This window comes from Oryzophilus luti, from assembly GCF_059726245.1.
In genome coordinates this window covers 876,443-896,187 of sequence record NZ_AP040874.1, presented here as the reverse complement: position 1 = coordinate 896,187, position 19,745 = coordinate 876,443, and the positions used below count along the sequence as shown (strand labels likewise).

19 protein-coding genes are annotated in these 19,745 nt (G+C 61.2%); 6 read left to right on the top strand and 13 right to left on the bottom strand.

Annotation, left to right across the window (positions count from 1 at the left end):
* Positions 1 to 24 precede the first annotated feature (24 nt).
* The gene (locus AC6IZO_RS03895; protein WP_497808212.1) at positions 25 to 1,959 is read right to left on the bottom strand and encodes a S9 family peptidase; all 1,935 of its coding nucleotides are present in this window, start codon (positions 1,957 to 1,959) and stop codon (positions 25 to 27) included.
* Positions 1,960 to 2,129: 170 nt separating this feature from the next.
* Positions 2,130 to 2,945, bottom strand: coding sequence for an endonuclease III (gene nth, locus AC6IZO_RS03890; protein ID WP_497808210.1), 816 nt, complete (start codon positions 2,943 to 2,945; stop codon positions 2,130 to 2,132).
* A gap of 223 nt (positions 2,946 to 3,168) precedes the next feature.
* Here nth and hemQ point away from each other — a divergent pair, with 223 nt between their 5' ends.
* The 3 genes from hemQ (at position 3,169) to AC6IZO_RS03875 (ending at position 5,050) form a co-directional block, all read left to right on the top strand.
* Positions 3,169 to 4,026 (top strand): hydrogen peroxide-dependent heme synthase, encoded by an 858-nt coding sequence (gene hemQ, locus AC6IZO_RS03885; protein WP_497808208.1) that lies wholly within the window; start codon positions 3,169 to 3,171, stop codon positions 4,024 to 4,026.
* Positions 4,027 to 4,045: 19 nt separating this feature from the next.
* Complete coding sequence (locus AC6IZO_RS03880; protein WP_497808206.1) at positions 4,046 to 4,276, top strand: hypothetical protein; 231 nt, start codon at positions 4,046 to 4,048, stop codon at positions 4,274 to 4,276.
* Between the two features lie 114 nt (positions 4,277 to 4,390).
* Complete coding sequence (locus AC6IZO_RS03875) at positions 4,391 to 5,050, top strand: DedA family protein (protein ID WP_497808204.1); 660 nt, start codon at positions 4,391 to 4,393, stop codon at positions 5,048 to 5,050.
* A 78-nt stretch (positions 5,051 to 5,128) separates the two neighbouring features.
* Here AC6IZO_RS03875 and AC6IZO_RS03870 read toward each other — a convergent pair whose 3' ends face one another.
* Together AC6IZO_RS03870 and ruvC are read right to left on the bottom strand one after the other, a co-directional pair.
* A complete protein-coding gene (locus tag AC6IZO_RS03870) occupies positions 5,129 to 5,806 on the bottom strand; it encodes a hypothetical protein (RefSeq protein ID WP_497808202.1) in 678 nt (225 codons plus the stop codon).
* A 6-nt stretch (positions 5,807 to 5,812) separates the two neighbouring features.
* Complete coding sequence (gene ruvC / locus AC6IZO_RS03865; protein ID WP_497809922.1) at positions 5,813 to 6,316, bottom strand: crossover junction endodeoxyribonuclease RuvC; 504 nt, start codon at positions 6,314 to 6,316, stop codon at positions 5,813 to 5,815.
* A gap of 126 nt (positions 6,317 to 6,442) precedes the next feature.
* On the opposite strand from ruvC, the gene AC6IZO_RS03860 reads away from it, so the two are divergent.
* Both AC6IZO_RS03860 and AC6IZO_RS03855 read left to right on the top strand, forming a co-directional pair.
* Positions 6,443 to 8,425 carry a M1 family metallopeptidase gene (locus tag AC6IZO_RS03860; RefSeq protein ID WP_497808200.1) on the top strand — a complete coding sequence of 661 codons (1,983 nt, stop codon included), beginning with the start codon at positions 6,443 to 6,445 and terminating at the stop codon, positions 8,423 to 8,425.
* Positions 8,426 to 8,437: 12 nt separating this feature from the next.
* Positions 8,438 to 9,487, top strand: a complete 1,050-nt coding sequence (locus AC6IZO_RS03855) for a hypothetical protein (RefSeq protein WP_497808198.1) — start codon at positions 8,438 to 8,440, stop codon at positions 9,485 to 9,487.
* A gap of 73 nt (positions 9,488 to 9,560) precedes the next feature.
* On the opposite strand, the gene AC6IZO_RS03850 is transcribed toward AC6IZO_RS03855, so the two are convergent.
* Positions 9,561 to 10,139 carry a DUF2127 domain-containing protein gene (locus tag AC6IZO_RS03850; protein WP_497808196.1) on the bottom strand — a complete coding sequence of 193 codons (579 nt, stop codon included), beginning with the start codon at positions 10,137 to 10,139 and terminating at the stop codon, positions 9,561 to 9,563.
* Positions 10,140 to 10,349: 210 nt separating this feature from the next.
* On the opposite strand from AC6IZO_RS03850, the gene AC6IZO_RS03845 reads away from it, so the two are divergent.
* The gene (locus AC6IZO_RS03845) at positions 10,350 to 10,913 is read left to right on the top strand and encodes a putative outer membrane beta-barrel protein (RefSeq protein ID WP_497808194.1); all 564 of its coding nucleotides are present in this window, start codon (positions 10,350 to 10,352) and stop codon (positions 10,911 to 10,913) included.
* A gap of 68 nt (positions 10,914 to 10,981) precedes the next feature.
* Here the strand turns inward: AC6IZO_RS03845 and AC6IZO_RS03840 are convergent, their stop codons facing one another.
* From AC6IZO_RS03840 to AC6IZO_RS03805, 8 genes are all read right to left on the bottom strand, one after another.
* Entirely contained in the window at positions 10,982 to 11,941 is a 960-nt protein-coding gene (locus AC6IZO_RS03840) for a UDP-glucuronic acid decarboxylase family protein (protein ID WP_497808192.1), read from the bottom strand.
* 35 nt (positions 11,942 to 11,976) lie between these two features.
* Positions 11,977 to 12,972, bottom strand: coding sequence for a GDP-L-fucose synthase family protein (locus AC6IZO_RS03835; protein ID WP_497808190.1), 996 nt, complete (start codon positions 12,970 to 12,972; stop codon positions 11,977 to 11,979).
* Positions 12,965 to 14,053 (bottom strand): GDP-mannose 4,6-dehydratase, encoded by a 1,089-nt coding sequence (gene gmd, locus AC6IZO_RS03830; RefSeq protein WP_497808188.1) that lies wholly within the window; start codon positions 14,051 to 14,053, stop codon positions 12,965 to 12,967. The genes AC6IZO_RS03835 and gmd overlap by 8 nt, the downstream gene beginning before the upstream one ends.
* Positions 14,054 to 14,117: 64 nt before the next feature.
* Entirely contained in the window at positions 14,118 to 15,515 is a 1,398-nt protein-coding gene (locus tag AC6IZO_RS03825) for a UDP-glucose dehydrogenase family protein (RefSeq protein WP_497808186.1), read from the bottom strand.
* A gap of 240 nt (positions 15,516 to 15,755) precedes the next feature.
* Positions 15,756 to 16,994, bottom strand: coding sequence for a glycosyltransferase family 4 protein (locus AC6IZO_RS03820; RefSeq protein ID WP_497808184.1), 1,239 nt, complete (start codon positions 16,992 to 16,994; stop codon positions 15,756 to 15,758).
* An 8-nt stretch (positions 16,995 to 17,002) separates the two neighbouring features.
* Entirely contained in the window at positions 17,003 to 17,821 is an 819-nt protein-coding gene (locus tag AC6IZO_RS03815) for a glycosyltransferase family 2 protein (protein ID WP_497808182.1), read from the bottom strand.
* Positions 17,822 to 17,845: 24 nt separating this feature from the next.
* Positions 17,846 to 18,427 (bottom strand): LbetaH domain-containing protein, encoded by a 582-nt coding sequence (locus tag AC6IZO_RS03810; RefSeq protein WP_497808180.1) that lies wholly within the window; start codon positions 18,425 to 18,427, stop codon positions 17,846 to 17,848.
* A 40-nt stretch (positions 18,428 to 18,467) separates the two neighbouring features.
* Complete coding sequence (locus AC6IZO_RS03805) at positions 18,468 to 19,619, bottom strand: glycosyltransferase (RefSeq protein WP_497808178.1); 1,152 nt, start codon at positions 19,617 to 19,619, stop codon at positions 18,468 to 18,470.
* Positions 19,620 to 19,745: the final 126 nt, after the last annotated feature.

The following is a 19,745-nucleotide window of genomic DNA, read 5'->3' as shown; positions in this document are numbered from 1 at the left end:
CGCTTCTTCTTGCCTGCAACCTGCCTACTCGGTGACGGCGCACGCCGAGCGTCCACACCCCGGCGACGGCACGCGCACCTTTAGGAAGTCGGAGACGCGCTTGTAGGCATCAATCTGGTTCTCAACGCGCGCAAAGCCGTGTCCCTCGTTGTCATAAATCTTCAACTGCACATAGCCGCCGCGAGCTTTGATGGCGTCGGCCACCTGCTGCGCCTCGCTCTTGGGGCAGCGCGGGTCGTTGGCTCCGGCCAGCAGCAGCAGCGGGGCCTTCACGCGGTCGATGAAGTTGATGGGCGAGCGATCCTCCCACAGCGCCTTGTCCTTCACCGGGTCGCCCATAAAGAGACGGTCAGACTCCTGCAACTGCGGGTCCTCATTGGCAAATTCCGTGAACCAGTTGACGAACGGCACAATCGGCACGCCTGCGGCCCACATCTCCGGGGCCTTGGTCACGGCCATCATGGAGAGGTATCCGCCATAGCTGCCTCCCATGACGATGAGCTTCTGCGGGTCCACAAACCCGGACTTCTTGATGAATTCGGCGGCATCGAGCACGTCATTCAGCTCCTGCCCGCCGGCGTCCATGCGGTTGCCCTCCTGGAACTCCTTGCCGAAGCCGGAGCCGCCGCGGTAGTTGGGCGCGATGACCACGTAGCCCTGGTTGGCAATGTACTGGATAAAGCGGTTGAAGCCGTTCACCGTCTGCGAGACCGGCCCGCCGTGGATGTAGACAATGGCCGGGAATTTCTGGTTGCGCAGGATGTTGTGCGGAACGTAGGCCAGCGCGGAGATGGTGAAACGTCCGTCGCGGCTCGGATAATGCACCAGCGTGGCGTCCACCATGTCCGACGCGCGCAGCCCGCCGACGAACGAGTGCGTGAGCTGCGTGGCCGTGCGCGACTTGGTGTCCCACATCCACAGGTCGTAAGGTGCGTTCGCGCCGGAGTGCTCAAACAGCAGCTTCGAGCCATCCGGGCTGTAGACGGACTCCGCACCGCTCGCCGCGTTCAACCCTGCGGCCAGCGGCAGCTTCTCCAGCTTCTTCGCCGCCAGCTCGTAGGTGTACAGGTCCTCGTTGCCATCGACGTTCGCCGACCACAGCACCGAGCGGCCATCGCGCGAGAAGTCCGCCGGTTGAATCTCCCACTTGTCCTGCGTGAGCCACGCGACCTTCTTTGTCGCCACGTCTATGAGCGCAACGTTGACGTAGCCATTCGCAGCGTCGGAGGCAGCCAGCACCTGCTTGCCGTCCGGAGAAATCGCGGCGGCGTCCCACACCTGCTCGCCCTTGTGCTCGGTCAGGTTGGTCAGCGTGCCTGTCGTAATGTCCGCGACAAAGATGTTCGAATCCTTGCCGCTCGAGTGCGACTGCGTAAAGACCAGTTGCTTGCCGTCGCGCGACCAGATGGGGTGCATGTTGGTGAGCTGCGCGGCGGTGTTGCGCGTGATGTGCTTCGTGCGCCGCGATTCCAGGTCGATGACATCAATCTCAAAGCTCGGCGAAGTCTTCGCGCGCGTGATGTAGGCGAGTTGCTTGCCGTCCGGCGACCACGCCGGCTCCTCATCGTCGGAGTTACGCGAGGCCGTCAGATTCAGCACTTCCCCGCTCAACGGAGACACGAGGAAGATGTCCCACATCTCGTCGCCATCGTAGTCGCTCATGTAGGCGATCCACTCGCCGCTCGGTGACCATGCGGGCGAAGTCTGCCGCTGATCGCTGATGGTGAGCTGCGTGGGCCAGCCGCCCACGCTGGGCATCAGCCACAGGTTGCTGCGGCCGCTGATGTTGCTGACGAAGACGATCTGTTTGCCGTCTGCCGACCATGCGCCCGGCCCTATGGAGCGCGTGCGGTAGAGCTGGTCGATGGTGAACTTCTGAAGATTCTCCACCGGCGTCGACTGCAACTGCGTCGGGTCGGTGACAGCGTGCGGTGCGGGAAGCGTTTGTGCCAAAGTCATGGTCATGATTCCAAGAACGATACTTGCGAGCAGGCAGATGCGACGAAACACGGCGGCCTCTCTCGTGCGAAGTGTGAACTGACTAGTGTAGCGGAAACGCGTTGGATCCATTTCGCGGTGACTGTGTCCGTCCTGCGCTACTTCCCAGACATGCCTTTCGCGAAGCTGGCCTAGCACGCTTCCTGGTTCTGCTCCACGGTAGACCAGGTTTTGTCCCCGGCGTGGCAGAGCGGCTCCAGCTTGCATTCGGCGCAGAGCGGCTTGCGCGCCACGCACAGCGAGCGCCCGTGATGGATGATCTGGTGCGAGAAGTCGATCCACTTTTCGCGCGGAATGATCTTCATCAGGTCCTGCTCGATCCGCACCGGATCGTCGTTCGTGGTCAGCTCCAGGCGGCGCGAAATGCGGTGTACGTGCGTATCCACCACCACACCCTCAGCGATGCCGAACCACGAGCCGAGCACGACGTTGGCGGTCTTGCGCGCCACGCCCGGCAGCGTCAGCAGCTTGTCAAAATCGGTGGGCACCTCGCCGCCAAACTCGTTCACCAGCCGCTTGGCCGCGCCGACAATCGACTTGGCCTTGTTGCGAAAGAAACCCGTCGATTTGATCTCCGGCTCCAGTTCTTCCGGCGTCAGAGCCGCAATGTCCTGCGGCGTCGGATACTTCCTAAACAACGCGGGCGTCACCATGTTCACGCGCGCATCCGTGCACTGCGCGGAAAGGATGGTGGCCACCACCAGCTCCCACGCGCTGGAATGCGTGAGCGCACAGCGCACGTTGGGGTAAAGCTCGTCGAGTGCCGACAGAATGGCCTTCACACGCTCCGGCGCGAGCGGGTTGTACGCCAGTTTGCCTGCACGCTTCACGGCAGGCTTGGCTGGGGCGACCGGCTTCGCCACGACAGCATTCTTCGTCGCCTTGACAGCTTTTGCCTTGGGCGTGGCCTTCGCCTTCGGCAGCGAAATACTCCGGCCGCCCTTCACGCTCAGCGGCTTCTCCGCCCCGCGTGCCTTTGCAACCTTTGTGTGCCGTCCTACCTTTGAGGGCTGCCGAGGCCCCGCTCCGTGTACCATCGTGTGTTCTCCCGTAGCGGCCTGCGGGCTGTGCGCCCGGGCCGGTGGCGTTCAATGTACGGCCCCGCCTGCCCTTGGCGCAAGCCGCAACCGCTTGATTTAGAATAGAGCTATTCCGTCCTGAAGGAGCGCGATGAACAACCCTGACGCGACACCGACTGAAGCCTCCGCACTGCCCGCTGTACCGCTGACGCTGGAAGGTTCGGCCGTTTTGCACCAGATGATGCGCCTGCGCCGCAGCGCGTGGCGTGCGCTTGGCGAGAAAGAGCGCGCCGACATTCTGCAGGAAGCCGCCTCCGCGCTGGAGGCGATGGAAGCCGCCGGGAGCGCCGTTTTTTCGCTCTACGGACACAAGGGAGACCTCCTGTTCGTGCATTTCCGCGAAACTTTTGAGGCTCTGAACGCCGCGCAGCAGGCTTTGGCCAAACTGCGCATCAGCGACCTGCTGGAACCGACGACTTCCTACGTTTCCGTCGTCGAGCTGGGACTGTATGAATCCAGCGTCAAGCTCTACCGCGAGCTGACCGCCAAGGGTGTTGCCCCGCACAGCGCGGAGTGGAACGCCGCCGCTGAGGAGATGATGGAGCGGCAGCGCAACGCCATGCGTCCGCGCCTGTACCCCAAGGTTCCGGAAGCCAAATTCGTCTGCTTTTACCCCATGGACCGCAAGCGCGGCGAGTTGAAGAACTGGTACGTGCTGCCGATTGAAGAGCGCCAGCGCCAGATGGACCAGCACGGGCAGGTGGGCCGCCGCTACGCCGGAAAGGTGCAGCAGATCATCACCGGCTCCATCGGCTTTGACGACTGGGAGTGGGGCGTGGACCTGTTCGGCAACGATCCCAACGTCTTCAAGCACCTCATCTACGAAATGCGCTTCGACGAGGTCAGTGGCGTCTATTCCAACTTCGGACAGTTCTACCTGGGCCTGCGCTGCCCGGCGGCACAGATCGGGCAGTTGCTCGACGGCACCTTTGCGGCGGAAGCGCGCTAACAGGAGACAGGCGAAACCTATGGCAGTGAAATCGCTCCAACTCGGGCAGGTTTGGCGCCACGATGAAACCGGCCAGAATTTTCTGGTCACCAAGCTGTATAACGAAGTCTTCTCGCAGTGGGCCATGTTGCGGCCTGCGGATTCGACGGCCGCAACCACCGAGACCCGTCGCGTAAAAGTTCAGAAAACTGGCGAAGGCGTTGGCCTGCCGGGTTACACCTTTACGCAGGATTCCAACGAGCAGTTCTAGCGCGCGGCTGCCGCAGATGTATTCATGGACGCCGCCGGAGTGTTGTTCCCGGCGGTTTTCACACCAACGCATCTGCCCGGCGACCGCGTCTGGAGCACTTCGCAGAGATAAGGCATGATCACAAACATTCTGTTAGTCCTCGCCGAGTTCATCAAGAACGTCATCTCCTCGCTCGGACTGCCGGGCATTGCGGTGCTGATGGGCATTGAGTCGGCGTGCATTCCCCTGCCGTCGGAGGTCATCATGCCCTTCGCCGGCTACCTGGTTTACACCGGACGCTTTAGCTCGCTGTGGATGGTGGCGCTGCTCGGCGCCATCGGCTGCAACCTCGGCTCGGTGCTGGCCTACGAGGTTGGCGCATTCGGCGGACGCCCGCTCATCGAGCGCTACGGCCGCTACATCCTGATGAACCGCCACGATCTGGAAACCGCCGAGAACTTCTTTAAGAAGTATGGCAGCATCACGGTCTTCATCGGGCGGCTGCTGCCGGTCATCCGCACGTTCATTGCGTTGCCGGCGGGCGTGGCGCGCATGCCGCGTCTGCGCTTCCACCTTTACACCTTCATCGGCTCATTTCCGTGGTGCTACGCTCTGGCCTATGTCGGCATGAAGCTGGGCGAACAGTGGGAGACCGATCCGCGCCTGAAGCAGTGGCTGCATCGCTTTGACGCGCTGATTGTGCTGGTGCTGGTGGCAGGCATCGTGTGGTTCGTGCGCAATCACCTGAAGAACCGCGTGCGCGGCAACGGCGGCACACCGCAGGCCGCTGAGTAGCTGAGTCACAGACTAACGAGAAACGAAAGCGCCGAAGGCATTCTCTCCGGCGCTTCTTCTTTTGCGCGAAACAGAGGACTACTTCGCGGCTTCCGCCAATAAATGCCGCGCGCGCTGACGCGCCACGTTCATCACGGCCGGATCATTGGCAATCTTCTCCAAAGTTGGCGCAATGGCCTGCAACTCTCCCAGCAGCCCGCTCTGCTGCAACTCTTCCATCCTCGCCAGCAGCGCATTCAATCCCAGCTTGTCAAAGCGATGCCTTGCCGACAATTGTCGAGCCAGTTCAAAGGTCGTGGACATGCCCTGGAACAGCCCAGTCAATTCCGTCAGCTTCGTGTTGGTGGAGGCATTGTAGACGGTGCAGTGGCCCTCGCCGCTCGCCGTATAACACAGCGTCTTGCGGCCGGTCTGCGCCACCTTCCTGCCCAGATCGTCAAAGCTTCCCTCAAAGTAATTGAGCTGTGCCGCCAGTTCGAAGACCCGCGCGGTTGTCTGTGCCGACGCCGCGAACCGGAAAATGTAAGGGTCGGCTGCTTCTTCGCCAGGGATCGTTTTCGGCTGCTCGCGATAGGTCGCGTGCCCCGCAGCATCCAGCACAATTTCGTACTCGGGAGGCATGCCCTCCGGCCAGTTCAGCTCGAACCGCACGCTTGGTTCATCGGATGCGTTGGCCACAGGGCTGCTCTGTGCGCAGCCAATGGTGCTTGCAACCAGCATCATCAGGGGCAGAAGCCAGCGCAGCCGCGTCGTCATTGCGCGTCACCGCCTCGCCAAGTGCTGGCGTTCGATGGTAGCTGCCGTATTCAGATGGCAGATGGCAATTGCCAGCGCGTCGGCCGCGTCTGGTGGCTCCGGAGGCTTGTCCAGCTTCAGCAGCCGCGCCACCATCACCTGCACCTGCTGCTTTTCAGCCTTGCCGTAGCCAACCACGGCACTCTTGATCGCCAGTGGCGCGTAGGTGGCCACACTGAGATTGCAACTGGAGGCCGCCAGCATGGCTACGCCGCGCACATGTCCGAGCTTCAGCGCCGACTTGGCATTCGCGGCGTAAAAAACGTCCTCGATGGCAACAATGTCGGGGTTGTACTCGTGGATGATTTCGGTCAGTCGCTCAAAAATCCTGCGCAGGCGCACTTCAAGCGGCTCGCGCGTGGAAAGCTTCACAGCTCCCGCCGTGCGGTAGACAAGCGTGTTGCCCGCACCGTGCTCCACCACGCCAAAGCCCGTGTATTCGCCGCCGCAATCAATTCCCATCACTCGCATCACGCCGAGTGTACTCGAATCCGGGCCGCGGGGACAGCGCACACATTGACTTTCCTTCTCGTGAACGGTACCCTCCGCTCACAACGTTTTTTCGCCTTTGCCGTAGTCTCCATTCGAGGGGCAACCATGATTCATGCCGTGCGCCGGACGCTGGGTCCGGTCCTGCTCTTCCTCTTCTGCGCGGGCGCCATGCTGTCAGCGCAGCCCAATCCGCTGCTGGCCTCGCAGAAGGGGCCGCTCTCCGACCGGGTTGTGGCCTACAAGATTGACGCGCGCTATGACGCGAAGACACACTCGCTCGACGCCACGGAGACGCTTACCTGGACGAACCACACCGGCCGTCCGCAGGACCGCTTCCCCTTCCATCTTTACCTCAACGCCTTCCAGCCCAAGAGCACGTTTACGCGCGAGGCGCACCTGAGCGGCACGCGCGACGTGAAGGCCGGCGATGGCTGGGACCCGAAACACACCGGCTCCAATGAGGTGAAGAAACTCGAAGTGGAAGGCTTCGGAGACCTGACGGCGCAGATGCGCTTCATTCACCCCGACGACGACAACGCGGACGACCGCACGGTTGTTGAAGTGAAGCTGCCACGTCCCATTGCACCCAACCAGAGCGTCACCTTCCACATCACCTTTCACGACCAGTTTCCCGAGGTGCAGGCGCGCACGGGCTACAAGCGCGACTTTCTGCTGGCGGGCCAGTGGTTCCCCAAGCTGGGCGTGTGGTGGAAAGATGCATGGAATTGCCACCAGTTCCACGCCACCACGGAGTTTTTCGCCGACTTCGGAACTTACGACGTGAATCTGACGCTGCCCGTGAACTTCAACGTGGGCGCCACCGGCGTACAGGTGGGCGAGACGCACAACTCCGACGGCACCAAGACCCTCCGCTTCCGCGCCGAGGACGTGCACGACTTTGCCTGGACCGCCGATCCCACCACCAAGGTCGTTGAGGACACGGTCACGCTCAGCAGCGGCACGGTGAAGATTCGCGTGCTGATGCAGCGCGCCAACCTCTCCAGCACCGCACGCTACATACAGGCGCTGAAGGGCACGATGAAGAAGTTTGATGACTGGTATGGCGCCTATCCCTACGCGCAGATCACCGTCGTCGATCCTCCGCCGGGCGGCTCGGCCGCGGGCGGCATGGAGTACCCCACCTTCATCACCGCCGACACAAATTGGTACATGCCGGAGTGGCTGCTGATGCCCGAGGTGGTCGTGGAACATGAGTTCGGCCACCAGTACTGGTACGGCATGGTGGCCACCAACGAGTTTGAAAACGCCTGGATGGACGAAGGTATCAACCAGTACTCCGAGGTGAAGGTGATGGACGCGCTCTATGGCGAGCGCACCAGCAACATCAGCGGACGGCTGGGCACGATGGGCGAGCATGCAGTGGCTTTCCTGCAATACCGAGGCTACGCCGAAATGGACCCGCTCGCACGCAACGGCTGGCAGTTCCTCGGCATGGGCAGTTATGGCGGCATCACCTATGGCAAAACGGCGGCCATGCTGCTGACGCTGGAGCAACTCGTCGGTGAAGACACCGTGCGCAGGGCGCAGCGAGCTTACTTTGAGCGCTACCGCTTCCAGCATCCATCGCCCGAGGACTTCACCCGCGCGGTAAATGAGGTCTCAGGGCAGAACCTCGACTGGTACTGGCAGCAGGCTGTCTACGGCACGCAGCTTCTCGACTACCGCATTCTCAGCGTCACCAGCGAGCGCACCGACTGGGCGGACAAGCAGACATCTTCGCCTTGGCGCGACCGCAAGGACCACACGCCACACGAATACCTGAACTCCGTGGTAGTGCATCGCCGTGGAGATTTCATCTTCCCCGTGACGCTGCTGGTGAAGTTCGACAACGGCGAGACCGTGCGCGAAACCTGGGACGGACGCGATCGCTGGCACCGCTTCCAGTGGACACGCAAGGCAAAGGTCATATCCGCCGAGATCGATCCGGAACACCGCATCTGGCTTGACGCCGACCGCTTCAACAACAGTTGGACCGAGCATGGCGACCGCCGCGCCGTGAACAAAATGGCAGCCTACTGGATGCTCGCAACCCAGTGGTTTTCGCAAATGCTGAGCTGGCTGGTCTAGGGGGCAGACGACATGAACCGACCTCTTCGTGATGGTGCAACATTGGTCTGGCGCCACCAGCGCCTGCTGTGGTGGATCTTTTTCGTAAACCTCATCCTTGGCTGGCTGGCCTGTGTTGGCCCGCGCGTGATGTTTGGCGGTGCTCTCGGCAACAACCGCAGCCTGCTCGCCCAGGACTTTGTTTCGCGTTTCGACCTCGGCACGCTGGGCGCGCTGATGTTGAAGCCTGATATTCAGCTTCGTCCGCTGGCGGGAGAATCCGTCGGCTTCTCGCTGTTGTTCGTCGTCTACATGTTGTTCATCTCCGGCGGCGTGCTGGCCGTCTACCGCGACGACCGCAAGCTCACCCGCGGACGCTTCTTCAAGAGCGCCGGACGCTTCTTCTGGCGCATGCTGCGGCTGCTCGCCTGCTCCATCATCCCGTACCTGTGCGTTGTGGGAGCGGCAATCGCGATCAGCGCCCTCGGCGACCTCGCCTCCGACGAACTGAATCCGGCCGTCGGCTTCCGCGTGCAGCTTGCACTGGGCGTGCTGCCGTTGCTGCTGGCGTTGTTCGTGCGCGCATGGTTTGACCTCGCTCAGACGCGCACCGTATGCGACTACGAGCAGGGCATGGTCATGCTCACCTTCCGCTCGTTCGTCCTGGCGCTGCGCAACCTGCCACGCCTGGTCGGCTATTACGTCCTCATCACGCTGTTCGGTGCCGTGGCCATCGCTTGCGGAGTGTGCGTCTGGCTGCGCCTGCCGCATGATCGCCTCTTCGCCAACGTGCTGGTGCTGGAACTGACGACGCTGATGCTGCTGGGCACGCGTCTGTGGCAGCGCGCTACCACCATGCTCTGGTACAAGAAGTACGAGGCGGCACACGCCATCCCGCTCACCTTCGAGCCGGTGCCCGCGCCGCAACCAAACCCATCTCCGGCCCCGGAAACACCTGCGACTGCCCCCGCCAATGCTGCGGAGACACCATTGCAGGCCAGCACAAACTCAGGTTCAGAACTCCCCGCGGGTGACGCTCCCCTGCCGCCGGACGGCAGTTCGCGGCAAGAGCCTCCCGCCTAAACAGAGATTCTGCATAGAACACGAAGCCCGGCTCTAAGCCGGGCTTTTTTATTTCATCTGATGGCAAAGGGAGTCAGCTCGCGTCCGAGCCTTCCTGCGCTCCCTGCCGGCGACATGCCTTGTGCGCGCGCCAGCGCAGATAGCCTATATAGCCGACAATAGCAATGTTGGTAAACAGCACAAGCCACTTGAAGCCGGTGGCGCCCAGAATCAGTTCACGGATTTCAAGCGGAAGATACGCCAGCCCGGAGAGCAACGCGAACCATTCGGCCCACACTCGCTTGCCCCACAGACCATAGGCCTCGATGAAGCGCATCAGGCAGTACAGGCAGGCCGCCGCGCCGACAAGCATCAGGTTGGCGTCCTGCACGCGGCCAGCAGCATCGACAAAGATCAGCGACAGGCGCTTCTCCGGGTCGATTCGCAGCAGATAGAGCAGGTTCTGCGCGCCTTCCTCAAGGTCGAATTCGCGCTTAAGCAGCGCGATGACCGCCACGGCGCCGACCAGGACCACCAGGCCCTTGACCAGCTCAACCAGCGCGATGGTGCGCAGCCCACGTTCGTGCTGTTCGTCGCGCGTCGTTATACAGAACGGATGTTCCGGAGATTCCTGCGTCATGGGCCCCGTGAATGGAGTGCTGTCTGCCATCATCCCACTTTGCTGTCAAAACTACTATACAGTCCCCGACGGGACTGTCACCAGCGCTGCACCTCTGTGGCAAGGAACACACAGAATCATCATTTTCCCGATTTTGACTTGAAACCTCTCGCGCATTTGTTAGTCTAAATAACAAACGCTCGTGGACAGCGCAAGTTCACAGCTAGCTTGAACAACTGGCGTTTTTTCTTGTCCGGAGGCAAGATGGGTTTCTTGCGTAATTCTCTGTTGTTCGTCCTGGTTTTGGGAATGGCAGGTGCGGCGGCTGCACAGAAGGCGCCGGTAGCACCGCTGGCTGGCACCAATGGGAGCGATCTGACGCTCAGCTACATGCTCATGGTAAAGTCCACCGATTTTGTGGTGGGCTATGAGGGTGCCGATCTCACGTACACCAAATATTTCAGCAAGCACTGGGGCTTCCGGGCAGAGGGTGATATCGAAAGGATGAGCACGTGGGGCTACCGCGAATATGGCGTACGCGCCGGCGCGGCCTACCGCTTCCGTCCCAATCAGCGCCTTCAGCCGCATGCCGAATTGCTGGTAGGGTATGCGCGCGCTAAGGGCGATATCTTCCCCGGACCTCGCGTGTATCACTCTGGTGTTTCGATCCTCGGTGGCATCGGTGCGGATTACCGCATCCGGCCTGATTCGCAGTGGTTTGTCCGCGGCGGTGTAGACGTCGTGGGCGACAACAACTCCACCAATGGTTTTGGCAACAAGTACGCCCGCGGCATCGTCGGAATTTCTTATCACTTCGGCGACCGCTAAAAGAAGTATTGGATGAAATGAAAAATGCCGCCTTTGAGCGGCATTTTTTCATTCCGTGGAATCATCTCCTAGCCTTTGACACCAGCCTGCGCCCGCTCTTCCTCCAGGCATTGCTTGAAGTAATCCAGCGACAGCCGTAATCCGGTTCTCAAGTCTATCGTCGGGGTCCATCCCAGCAGGGTGCGCGCCCGCGTAATGTCCGGCCTGCGCTGCTTCGGGTCGTCGGCTGGCAGATCGGAAAAGTGAATCGGGCTGCTCGCCCCCGTCAACTCCCGCACGCACTTGGCACATTCCAGGATGGTGAACTCTACAGGGCTGCCGATATTGACCGGAAGATGTTCACTGCTGCTGGCCAGCTTCAGGATGCCATCCAACTGGTCGGAGATGTAGCAGAAGCTGCGCGTCTGCGAGCCATCTCCGTAGACTACGAGAGGCTCGCCGCGCAACGCCTGCATCATCATGTTTGAAATCACCCGGCCGTCATTCTTCTGCAGGCGCGGGCCATAGGTATTGAAGATACGCACGATGCGCGTATCCACCCCGCGGTAACGATGGTAGGCCATCGTCAACGCCTCGCTGAACCGCTTGGCCTCATCGTAGACCGAGCGGGGACCAATCGGGTTCACATGCCCCCAGTAGTCCTCCGTCTGCGGATGCACCAGCGGATCGCCGTAACACTCGGACGTCGACGCCAACAGAAATCTGGCTCCATACTTCTGGCACAGGTCCAGGCAGTTGCGCGTGCCGGTCGAACCGGCCCTGAGCGTCTCCAGCCCCAGGCGCATATAGTCGACGGGGCTGGCAGGAGAGGCAAAATTGAAGAGGAAATCGAACGCCCCTGGATCAAAGGCATCGCAGATGTCGTGCTCCAGAAACTCAAACCCGGACGTGCCGAGCAAGTGCTGGATATTGGTCCGTGAGCCGGTGCTGAGGTTGTCAACACACAGGACGCTGTGACCGCCGCTCAGCAGGCGATCACACAAGTGCGACCCGATGAATCCGGCTCCCCCCGTGACAACAACGTGCATTTGCCCCCTTTGCCCCGCCTTGCGGGGACGGGCGCCTAATGTGCCCGTGCGGTGAATTGCCGCCAGTCGTTCTGTTTCAAATCCGCGTAAACACTGCTTAAACCTTCGCGCAGGCCGATGCGTGGCGCCCATCCCAGAGCGCGAAGCCGGGAAATATCAAGCAACTTGCGCGGCGTGCCATCGGGCTTGCTGGCGTCGAAGACCAGCTCCCCATGAAATCCGACGACCTCGGCCACCAATTCAGCCAAGGCGCGGATCGAAAGGTCCTCACCACATCCGACGTTGAACAACGGCGGGGTGTGCGGATCACGCGCAATTGCCTCAATCTTTTCCTGCGGCAGCGACAATAAATGCAGACAGGCTGCCGCCATGTCGTCCGCGTGTAGAAACTCGCGGAGCACCTTTCCCGTGCCCCACACCTGCACCTGATGCGCGCCGCTCACCTTCGCTTCATGCATCTTGCGCAGCAGCGCCGGCAGCACATGCGAACTGATCAGATCGTAGTTGTCATTTGGCCCGTACAGGTTGGTGGGCATGGCAGCCACGTATTCCGTGCCGTATTGCCGGTTGTAGCTCCAACACATTTCTATACCAGCAATCTTGGCCACTGCATAGGGCCGGTTCGTGCCTTCAAGCGGACCAGTCAACAGCGCATCCTCCCGCATGGGCTGCGGGCACTCACGCGGATAGATGCAACTGGAGCCGAGGAATAACAGCTGCTTCACGCCGTGCCGGTACGCCTCGTCAATCACATTTGTCTCGATTACGAGATTCTGGTAGATGAACTCCGCCGGGAAATCTCGATTGGCGAGAATTCCGCCGACCTTGGCCGCAGCCAAGAAGACCACCTCTGGCCGCTCGCTGTCGAAGAAACTGCGCACGGCGTTGCGGTCAAGCAGGTCCAGCTCCGCATGAGTACGCGTCACAATCTGCCTGCAACCCGCCGCCTGCAGAGCGCGCACCAGCGCCGATCCCGCCAGGCCCCTGTGCCCTGCAACGTAAACCTTGGATTCCGCCAATGCCTTATTCATTGAACTCGTATGCCCTGTACCCGTTCTTCTTCACCAGTTGATCGCGCTCGGCAATCCGCAGGTCGGCCTTGACCATTTCCTTCACCAGTTCCGCGAAAGTCGTACGCGGCTTCCACCCCAGCTTGGTGGCAGCGTTGGTTGCGTCGCCCAGCAACGTCTCCACCTCGGACGGACGGAAGTAGCGCGGATCGATGGCCACAATGGTGCGGCCGTTCTGGTCAACGCCCTTCTCCTCTTTGCCGCTTCCCTGCCACGTGATGCGCAGGTCCAGCTCGGCGGCGGCGCGCTCCACAAACTCGCGCACGCTGTGCTGCTCGCCGGTGGCGATCACAAAATCCTCCGGCTTTTCCTGCTGCAGCATCAGCCACTGCATTTCCACGTAATCCCGTGCGTGCCCCCAATCGCGCTTGGCGCTCAGGTTGCCCAGGTACAGGCACTCCTGCAGTCCGAGCTTGATGCGCGCCAGCCCGCGTGTGATCTTGCGCGTCACAAAGGTTTCGCCACGCACCGGAGACTCATGGTTGAACAGGATGCCGTTGCAGGCATACATACCGTAGGCCTCGCGGTAGTTCACCGTAATCCAGTAGGCGTAAAGCTTGGCCACCGCGTAGGGCGAGCGCGGATAAAACGGCGTGTGCTCCGTCTGCGGAATTTCACGAACCAATCCGTAAAGCTCCGAGGTCGACGCCTGGTAGAAGCGCGTCTTCTTCTCCAGACCGAGGATGCGCATCGCTTCCAGCAGGCGCAGCGTGCCGATACCGTCCACGTTGGCGGTGTATTCGGGCTGCTCAAAGCTGACCGCGACGTGGCTCTGCGCCGCCAAGTTGTAGATCTCGTCCGGCTGCGTCTTTTCCACCACGTGAATCAGGCTGCAGGAATCCGACAGGTCGCCGTAATGCAGCACAAACTTCTGCTCAGGATCATGCGGATCCTGGTAAAGATGGTCGATGCGATTGGTGTTGAACAGTGAGGTGCGCCGCTTGATGCCGTGTACCTCGTACCCTTTGTTCAGCAGCATCTCCGCCAGATAGGCGCCATCCTGCCCGGTAATACCTGTGATCAGTGCTTTCTTCTTCGCCATAAATCTCGCTCGTCGCGCCTGCCGGCGCGTTCGCGGGCTCACGTCCCGCAACCTTTCCTGTTCTCTATCCCATCAGCGTGTCAACGGCATTGGGCACTCTTGCCGCCACTGCGTCCGGCCGCCCGATGCTGTAGTAGTGCAGCCCCCGTTCGGCAACTGCGGCAGGCTCGTACAAATTTCTTCCGTCCACCATAATCGGATATTTCAAGGCACTCCGCAGCTGCGAAAGGTTTAGACGGCCAAACTCAGGCCATTCCGTCAGGATCAGCACGGCGTGCGCATCACGCGCGGCTTCATAGGCGTCTGAAACGTACCGCATCTGCTCTGACTCAGGCAGCACGGCACGCGCCTTCTCCATTGCCGCCGGGTCATACGCCTGCACCAGGCATCCTTCTTTCAGCAACTCCTGCACAATTGCAATTGCCGGTGATTCGCGTATGTCATCCGTGCCGCCCTTGAAGGCGAGGCCCAGCACCGCCAGCCGCTTCCCTTTCAGGGTCCACAATGCGTCGGTCACCTTGGTCAGGAAGCGCGAACGCTGGCGGCTGTTGATGTCCTCCACCTGCTTCAGGAGTCCAAAGTCACATCCATTCAGTTCACCGATGTGCTGGAACGCGCGAATGTCCTTGGGGAAACACGACCCGCCATAACCGATGCCCGCATACAGAAACGCATCGCCAATCCTTCGATCCGCGCCGATACCGGCCGCCACTTCCTTGACATTGGAGCCTACCGACTCGCACAGCGTGGAGACCATGTTGACGAACGAAATCTTCAGCGCCAGAAAAGCATTCGACGCATGCTTGATCAGCTCCGCACTTTCGGCGGTGGTCTCAATGTAACGCGCCGGGCCGGGATGCTCCAGCCGCCCCTTCACGCGATCGGCCTTTGCGTAGTACGAGCCTGAAATCAGCGGCTCGTAGACTTCACGCAGCACGGCGCGGGCACGTTCGCTTTCCGCTCCAACCACAATCCGGTCGGGGAACAGGAAGTCCTCAATGGCGCACCCTTCGCGCAGAAATTCCGGATTCGAGGCTACGTCGAAATTCACCGGGTTGGCGCCATTCAGCCGCAGGATGCGGGAAATGGCCTGGTTGGTAAGCACCGGAACCGTGCTCTTCTCCACGATCACCGTATACTCACGCAGCTCGGCCGCGATCTCCTGCACAACGGCTTCCACGTGCGAGAGGTCCGCTTCGCCATTGGAGGACTGCGGTGTGCCAACCGCAACAAAGATAGCCTTCGCGCCACGCATCGCCGACTTAAGGTCGTCGCTGAATACGATGCGCCCGCTCTCGCGCTGCCGATGCAGCAGCTCCGCCAATCCAGCCTCGTGGATGGGAATGCCGCCAGCGCGCAGAGTCTCAACCTTGGAGCGGTCGTTGTCGACCGTCACAACTTCATGCCCAAGTTCCGCAAAACACGCAGATGCAACCAACCCGACATACCCGGAACCGATCACGCAAATCTTCACCAAGCCACTCCCGATTGCATGCGCCAACTCCTTTGAACCGTGTGTTGTGCGCGGAGTCTCCTACTGACAGGAAGCGAAAATACGCCCCAGTTGAATTCATCATAGCTGCGCCCATCGCCGCCAACAAGACACGCAAGTACAGGGCAGCACAGCTCTTTACGCGAATGAAACACAACCTTCATCGGAGGCCAACATCCGCCGCGCAACCGCCCTCGCATGCACCGCCGATCACTGTAATTTGCCGGCTGCTCGCATCAGGTTCCGCTCAAACTCCAGCAGGTTTTCGCGATCATGCCAGCGCCGGACAGCGTAAGCGCGTCCTGTTTCGCTCATGGTGCGCCGTGTGGCGTCATCCGAATGCAACCGGCGAATCTCGCGTTCCAGTTCGGCGTCATTCTCAGGCTCCGTCACAACGCCACCGCCGCTTTCGCTGACCACGCGCGATACTTCGCTGCTTGAGGAGACGCTCGCGACGACCGGGCAGCCCGACGAGAGCAGCGTCGCCGTCTTCGACGGAAACGCAATGTCTGAAACCGTGCGCAGTTGCGTGATCAATGCCAGGTCCACCGCGCCGAGCATGTCGAGGAATTCCTCCTCCGGCAGCAGCGGCACAAAGCGCAGATTCCGCAGTTGCATCCGCTCCGCCTGCGCCTCCAGGTTCCGCCGGTCAGCGCCGTCGCCCACAATCAGAAACTCCACATCCGCCAAATCGCGGCAACGGTCCGCCGTCCGCAGAATCACTCCCAGCCCCTGCTTGACGCCCATGTTGCCGGAGTGCACCACCGTAAACTTGCCTTCCAGCCCATACTTCTTCCGGAAGGCCTGCCCCGTGTGCGTGCGCCCAACTTGCAGGTATTCCGCGCTGGCACGGATCGGAGCCAGCACCACCTTCTCCGGCGCAATGCCCTTCGCAAGAATGCGCGCGCGGACGCCCTCGGTCAGCGTGGTGACCAGCGCCGCGTTGTTGTAGGCCATGCGCTCCACGCCGTAGAGAAACTTCAGCAGCCGCTGGTTGCGCAGCATCCCAAGTTCGGCAGCGGCGTCCGGTTGCAGGTCCTCAACGTCGAAGGCGTAGGGCACGTCGCGCAGCTTCTGCAGCACGGTTGCCGTGGCCCCCAGCCCCAGCGGAGGCGAAATCACATAGAACAAATCCGGACGTTTCGCGCTCATCGTGCGCAACAGCGACGAGGTGATGAACGAGGCCTCATGCAAAATGCGGGCTTTGGACGTCACCTTTTCCGGCACCCAGAGCCACGAGCGCAGGATGCGCACACCGTTGTGCTCCTCCTGCTGCCACACCTTGCCACGATAGTCCTCGGCGATCTTCCACGCCGGGTAATACGGGAATCCCGTGCAGACCGTGACTTCGTGTCCGCGCGAGGCGAGAAACTCCGCCCTCCACACGTTAAAGGCGGCAATGCCGGTATCCTCCGGCCAGTAATTGATGCTGACAAAACAGATATGCATTCGATTCCCTATTGCCCGTTCTCTGCCGCCGCGCGCTCCAGCTCGCGCACCTTGAGCACGATCATGTACTCATAGAGCGATTGCAGCATCGCGTAAGTCAGTCCCGCCTGCCCGTCCAGAAACCCGCGCTTGCCCACGTAGAGCAGCAGAAACTTCACCACTGGACGCAACGGCAGGCGATAGAACAATTCCTTCTGGTGATAGCGGCGCTCGTTGCGGTCCCTGTTGGTGAGTGCCTGCCACAGGCTGAATCCGCGCCCTGCGCGCCGGTTGGCCACAATCTGTTCCGCTTCCAGGGTGCTGTACGCATTGTGCTTGGTGAGCCAGTGGCTCATGCCCTTGCTGAACGGAAAATGATCGAAATGTTGCGGCAGATCCCCTACAGGCCCCTGCGGCAGAACCAGCGGATTCACCAGCCGCTCGTAACGCATCTTGTCCTTGCGGAACAGCCGGATATTGAACGGGGATGGGGCCACGTGCTTCAGCCATGTACCGTTCAGGTAATCGCGCCGCAGGCAGCGGAAGGCAACCTTGTCGCCCGCGGAGCGCACAGCCTGCTGCATGGCCGTCACCAGCTCCGGCGTCACGCGCTCATCAGCGTCGCTGTAGTAAACCCATTCGTGCTTGAAGGGGATATTCTTCAGGCCCCAGTTCTGGTGCGCGCTCCAGTTGTCGAAAGGCCGCTGCGTCACGGTAGCGCCCGCGGCACGCGCAATCTCCACCGTGCGGTCCGTGCTCATCGAGTCGAAGACATGCACGTCGTCGCTCCAGCTCACAGACTCCAGGCAGCCCGGCAGGTCACGCTCTTCGTTCCTGGTCAAAATCAATACGGAAATCATCGGTCACCCGGCTTACAGTTTTGGCAAATCCAGCACCAAGCGCTCACGGTCGCGAAGCTTCTTCGCCGGAACGCCGGCCCACACCGTCCACTCCGGCACATCCTTGTTCACCAGGGAGCAGGCGCCAACCATTGCACCTTCTCCAACCGTCACCCCCGGCATGACGAAGGCACGGGCCGCGATGAATGCGGCGTCGCCAATCACAATGGGAGCCGTCACCAGCGGCGTGGTGGACTCCCCGAAGTCATGCGTCCCGGTGCACAAGTAGGCCTCCTGCGAAATGCAGCAGCCCCGCCCCAGCGTGATGGGCCCGAGTGCGTACAGGTTGGCGCGATCTCCAACGGCGCAGCCATGCCGCAGGTCAAGATGCCAGGGAATGTTGATGCGCGCGCGTTGGTGAACGTAAACCGTTCCCTCCACCCGGGCGCCAAACAACTTCAGCCACAAGACACGCCACCGATGCAATGGCTTCGGAGTCCAGCGGCAGAACAGCCCCCACGCCCACTCCCACAGCTGCATGGCGATCCGTTCGCGCAACGTCCACGGAGAATCGATTCGTGACCGGAGCTGGTGCGTATAAGTTTCGTTTGGCATCGTTCTCTCTCGTCCGCCTCAACGGCGGCGGCATTCCTCATCACCGGATGGTTTCAACCAGTTTCAGCATGCTCTCGGCCGATTTCTCAACCTCAAAGCGCTGCTCAAAGCATTGCCGCGCCCGCGCGCCCATTGCGGTCTTCTGCGAGTCATCGAGCGCCGCCCAGCGGCGGAAGTTCGCGAACGTGCCGTCCAGCGTGTCCGGTGCCACCAACCCCGCGCCATCGGCTTCCACTTCGCGCCAGATGTTCACTTTGTCCGACAGCAAGGCTGGAACTCCGCAGGCCAGCGCCTCCGCCACCACGATTCCAAAATTCTCCTGGTGCGACGGAATCGCGAACGCCTCAGCACTCAGATATGCACCCCACTTCATCGCGCCTTCCAGGTGCCCCGTCCACGTAATCTTTTCCGCCACGCCCAGCTGTTGCGCAATGCGCTCCAGCTCCGCCCGCCAGCCCACCTGGTCAGGCCCGGCCATGATCAGGTGATAGCGCTCGTCGGAGGCAAAGACGCGCGCAAACGACTCAATCACGTAATCACAGGCCTTCTTCGGGTGGAGACGCCCAAGGAACAGGATGTTCCGCTTGCCTTGTGTCTCGGGAAAACGCTCCGCAAACACCTGCCGCGGCTCCCGGAGATCGCCTTTGGGTCCGGCCGTCCCGTAATTCAACACGACCTCATTCGCGCGATAGAGCCAGAAGCTCTCGCGCGCCAGTATCTTCTCCGTCTCTGTGGTGAACAGCACAGCGCTGGCGTCGCGCACAACGCGATACTCAACGGCGAGCCAATAAGCCCACTTCTTCAGGTGCTTGAGCGGATAGGTATGCCTGAACCAGGGGTCGAGCATGCCGTGCACAAAAACGTAATACGGAACGTCCGTTCCCTTCAGCGCATCGCGAACTGCCCAGCCGACGTACATCCAGAGACCTTCGGCAATCACGCCATCGTATTCGAAGCAATGTTCCTTCAGCCACGTAACCAGTTTCGGCGCGTAGCGGAGCTTCGTGGCTCCAGGTCCGGCGGCATACACCAGCTGCGGACACGCCCGTACGCAGGGATCTTCCGGGGAATCCAACGACACAATCTCCACGGTGTGCCCCAGCCGCTCCAGAACTGCCGCGCGCTGCAGAATACCCTCGATCGGACCGCCACGCCTGAGGTCCACCGATCCAATCACGTGAAGAATTTTCACGCCACGGTTCCTTTCTCTCCGTCGGCCTGTCGGTACGGCAGTACCAGCAGACAGACACCTTTCTCAACAGAATTCCACGTTTGCGGCCCAGTCGGCACTTGCGACGCCGCATTCATCCGCCGTAGC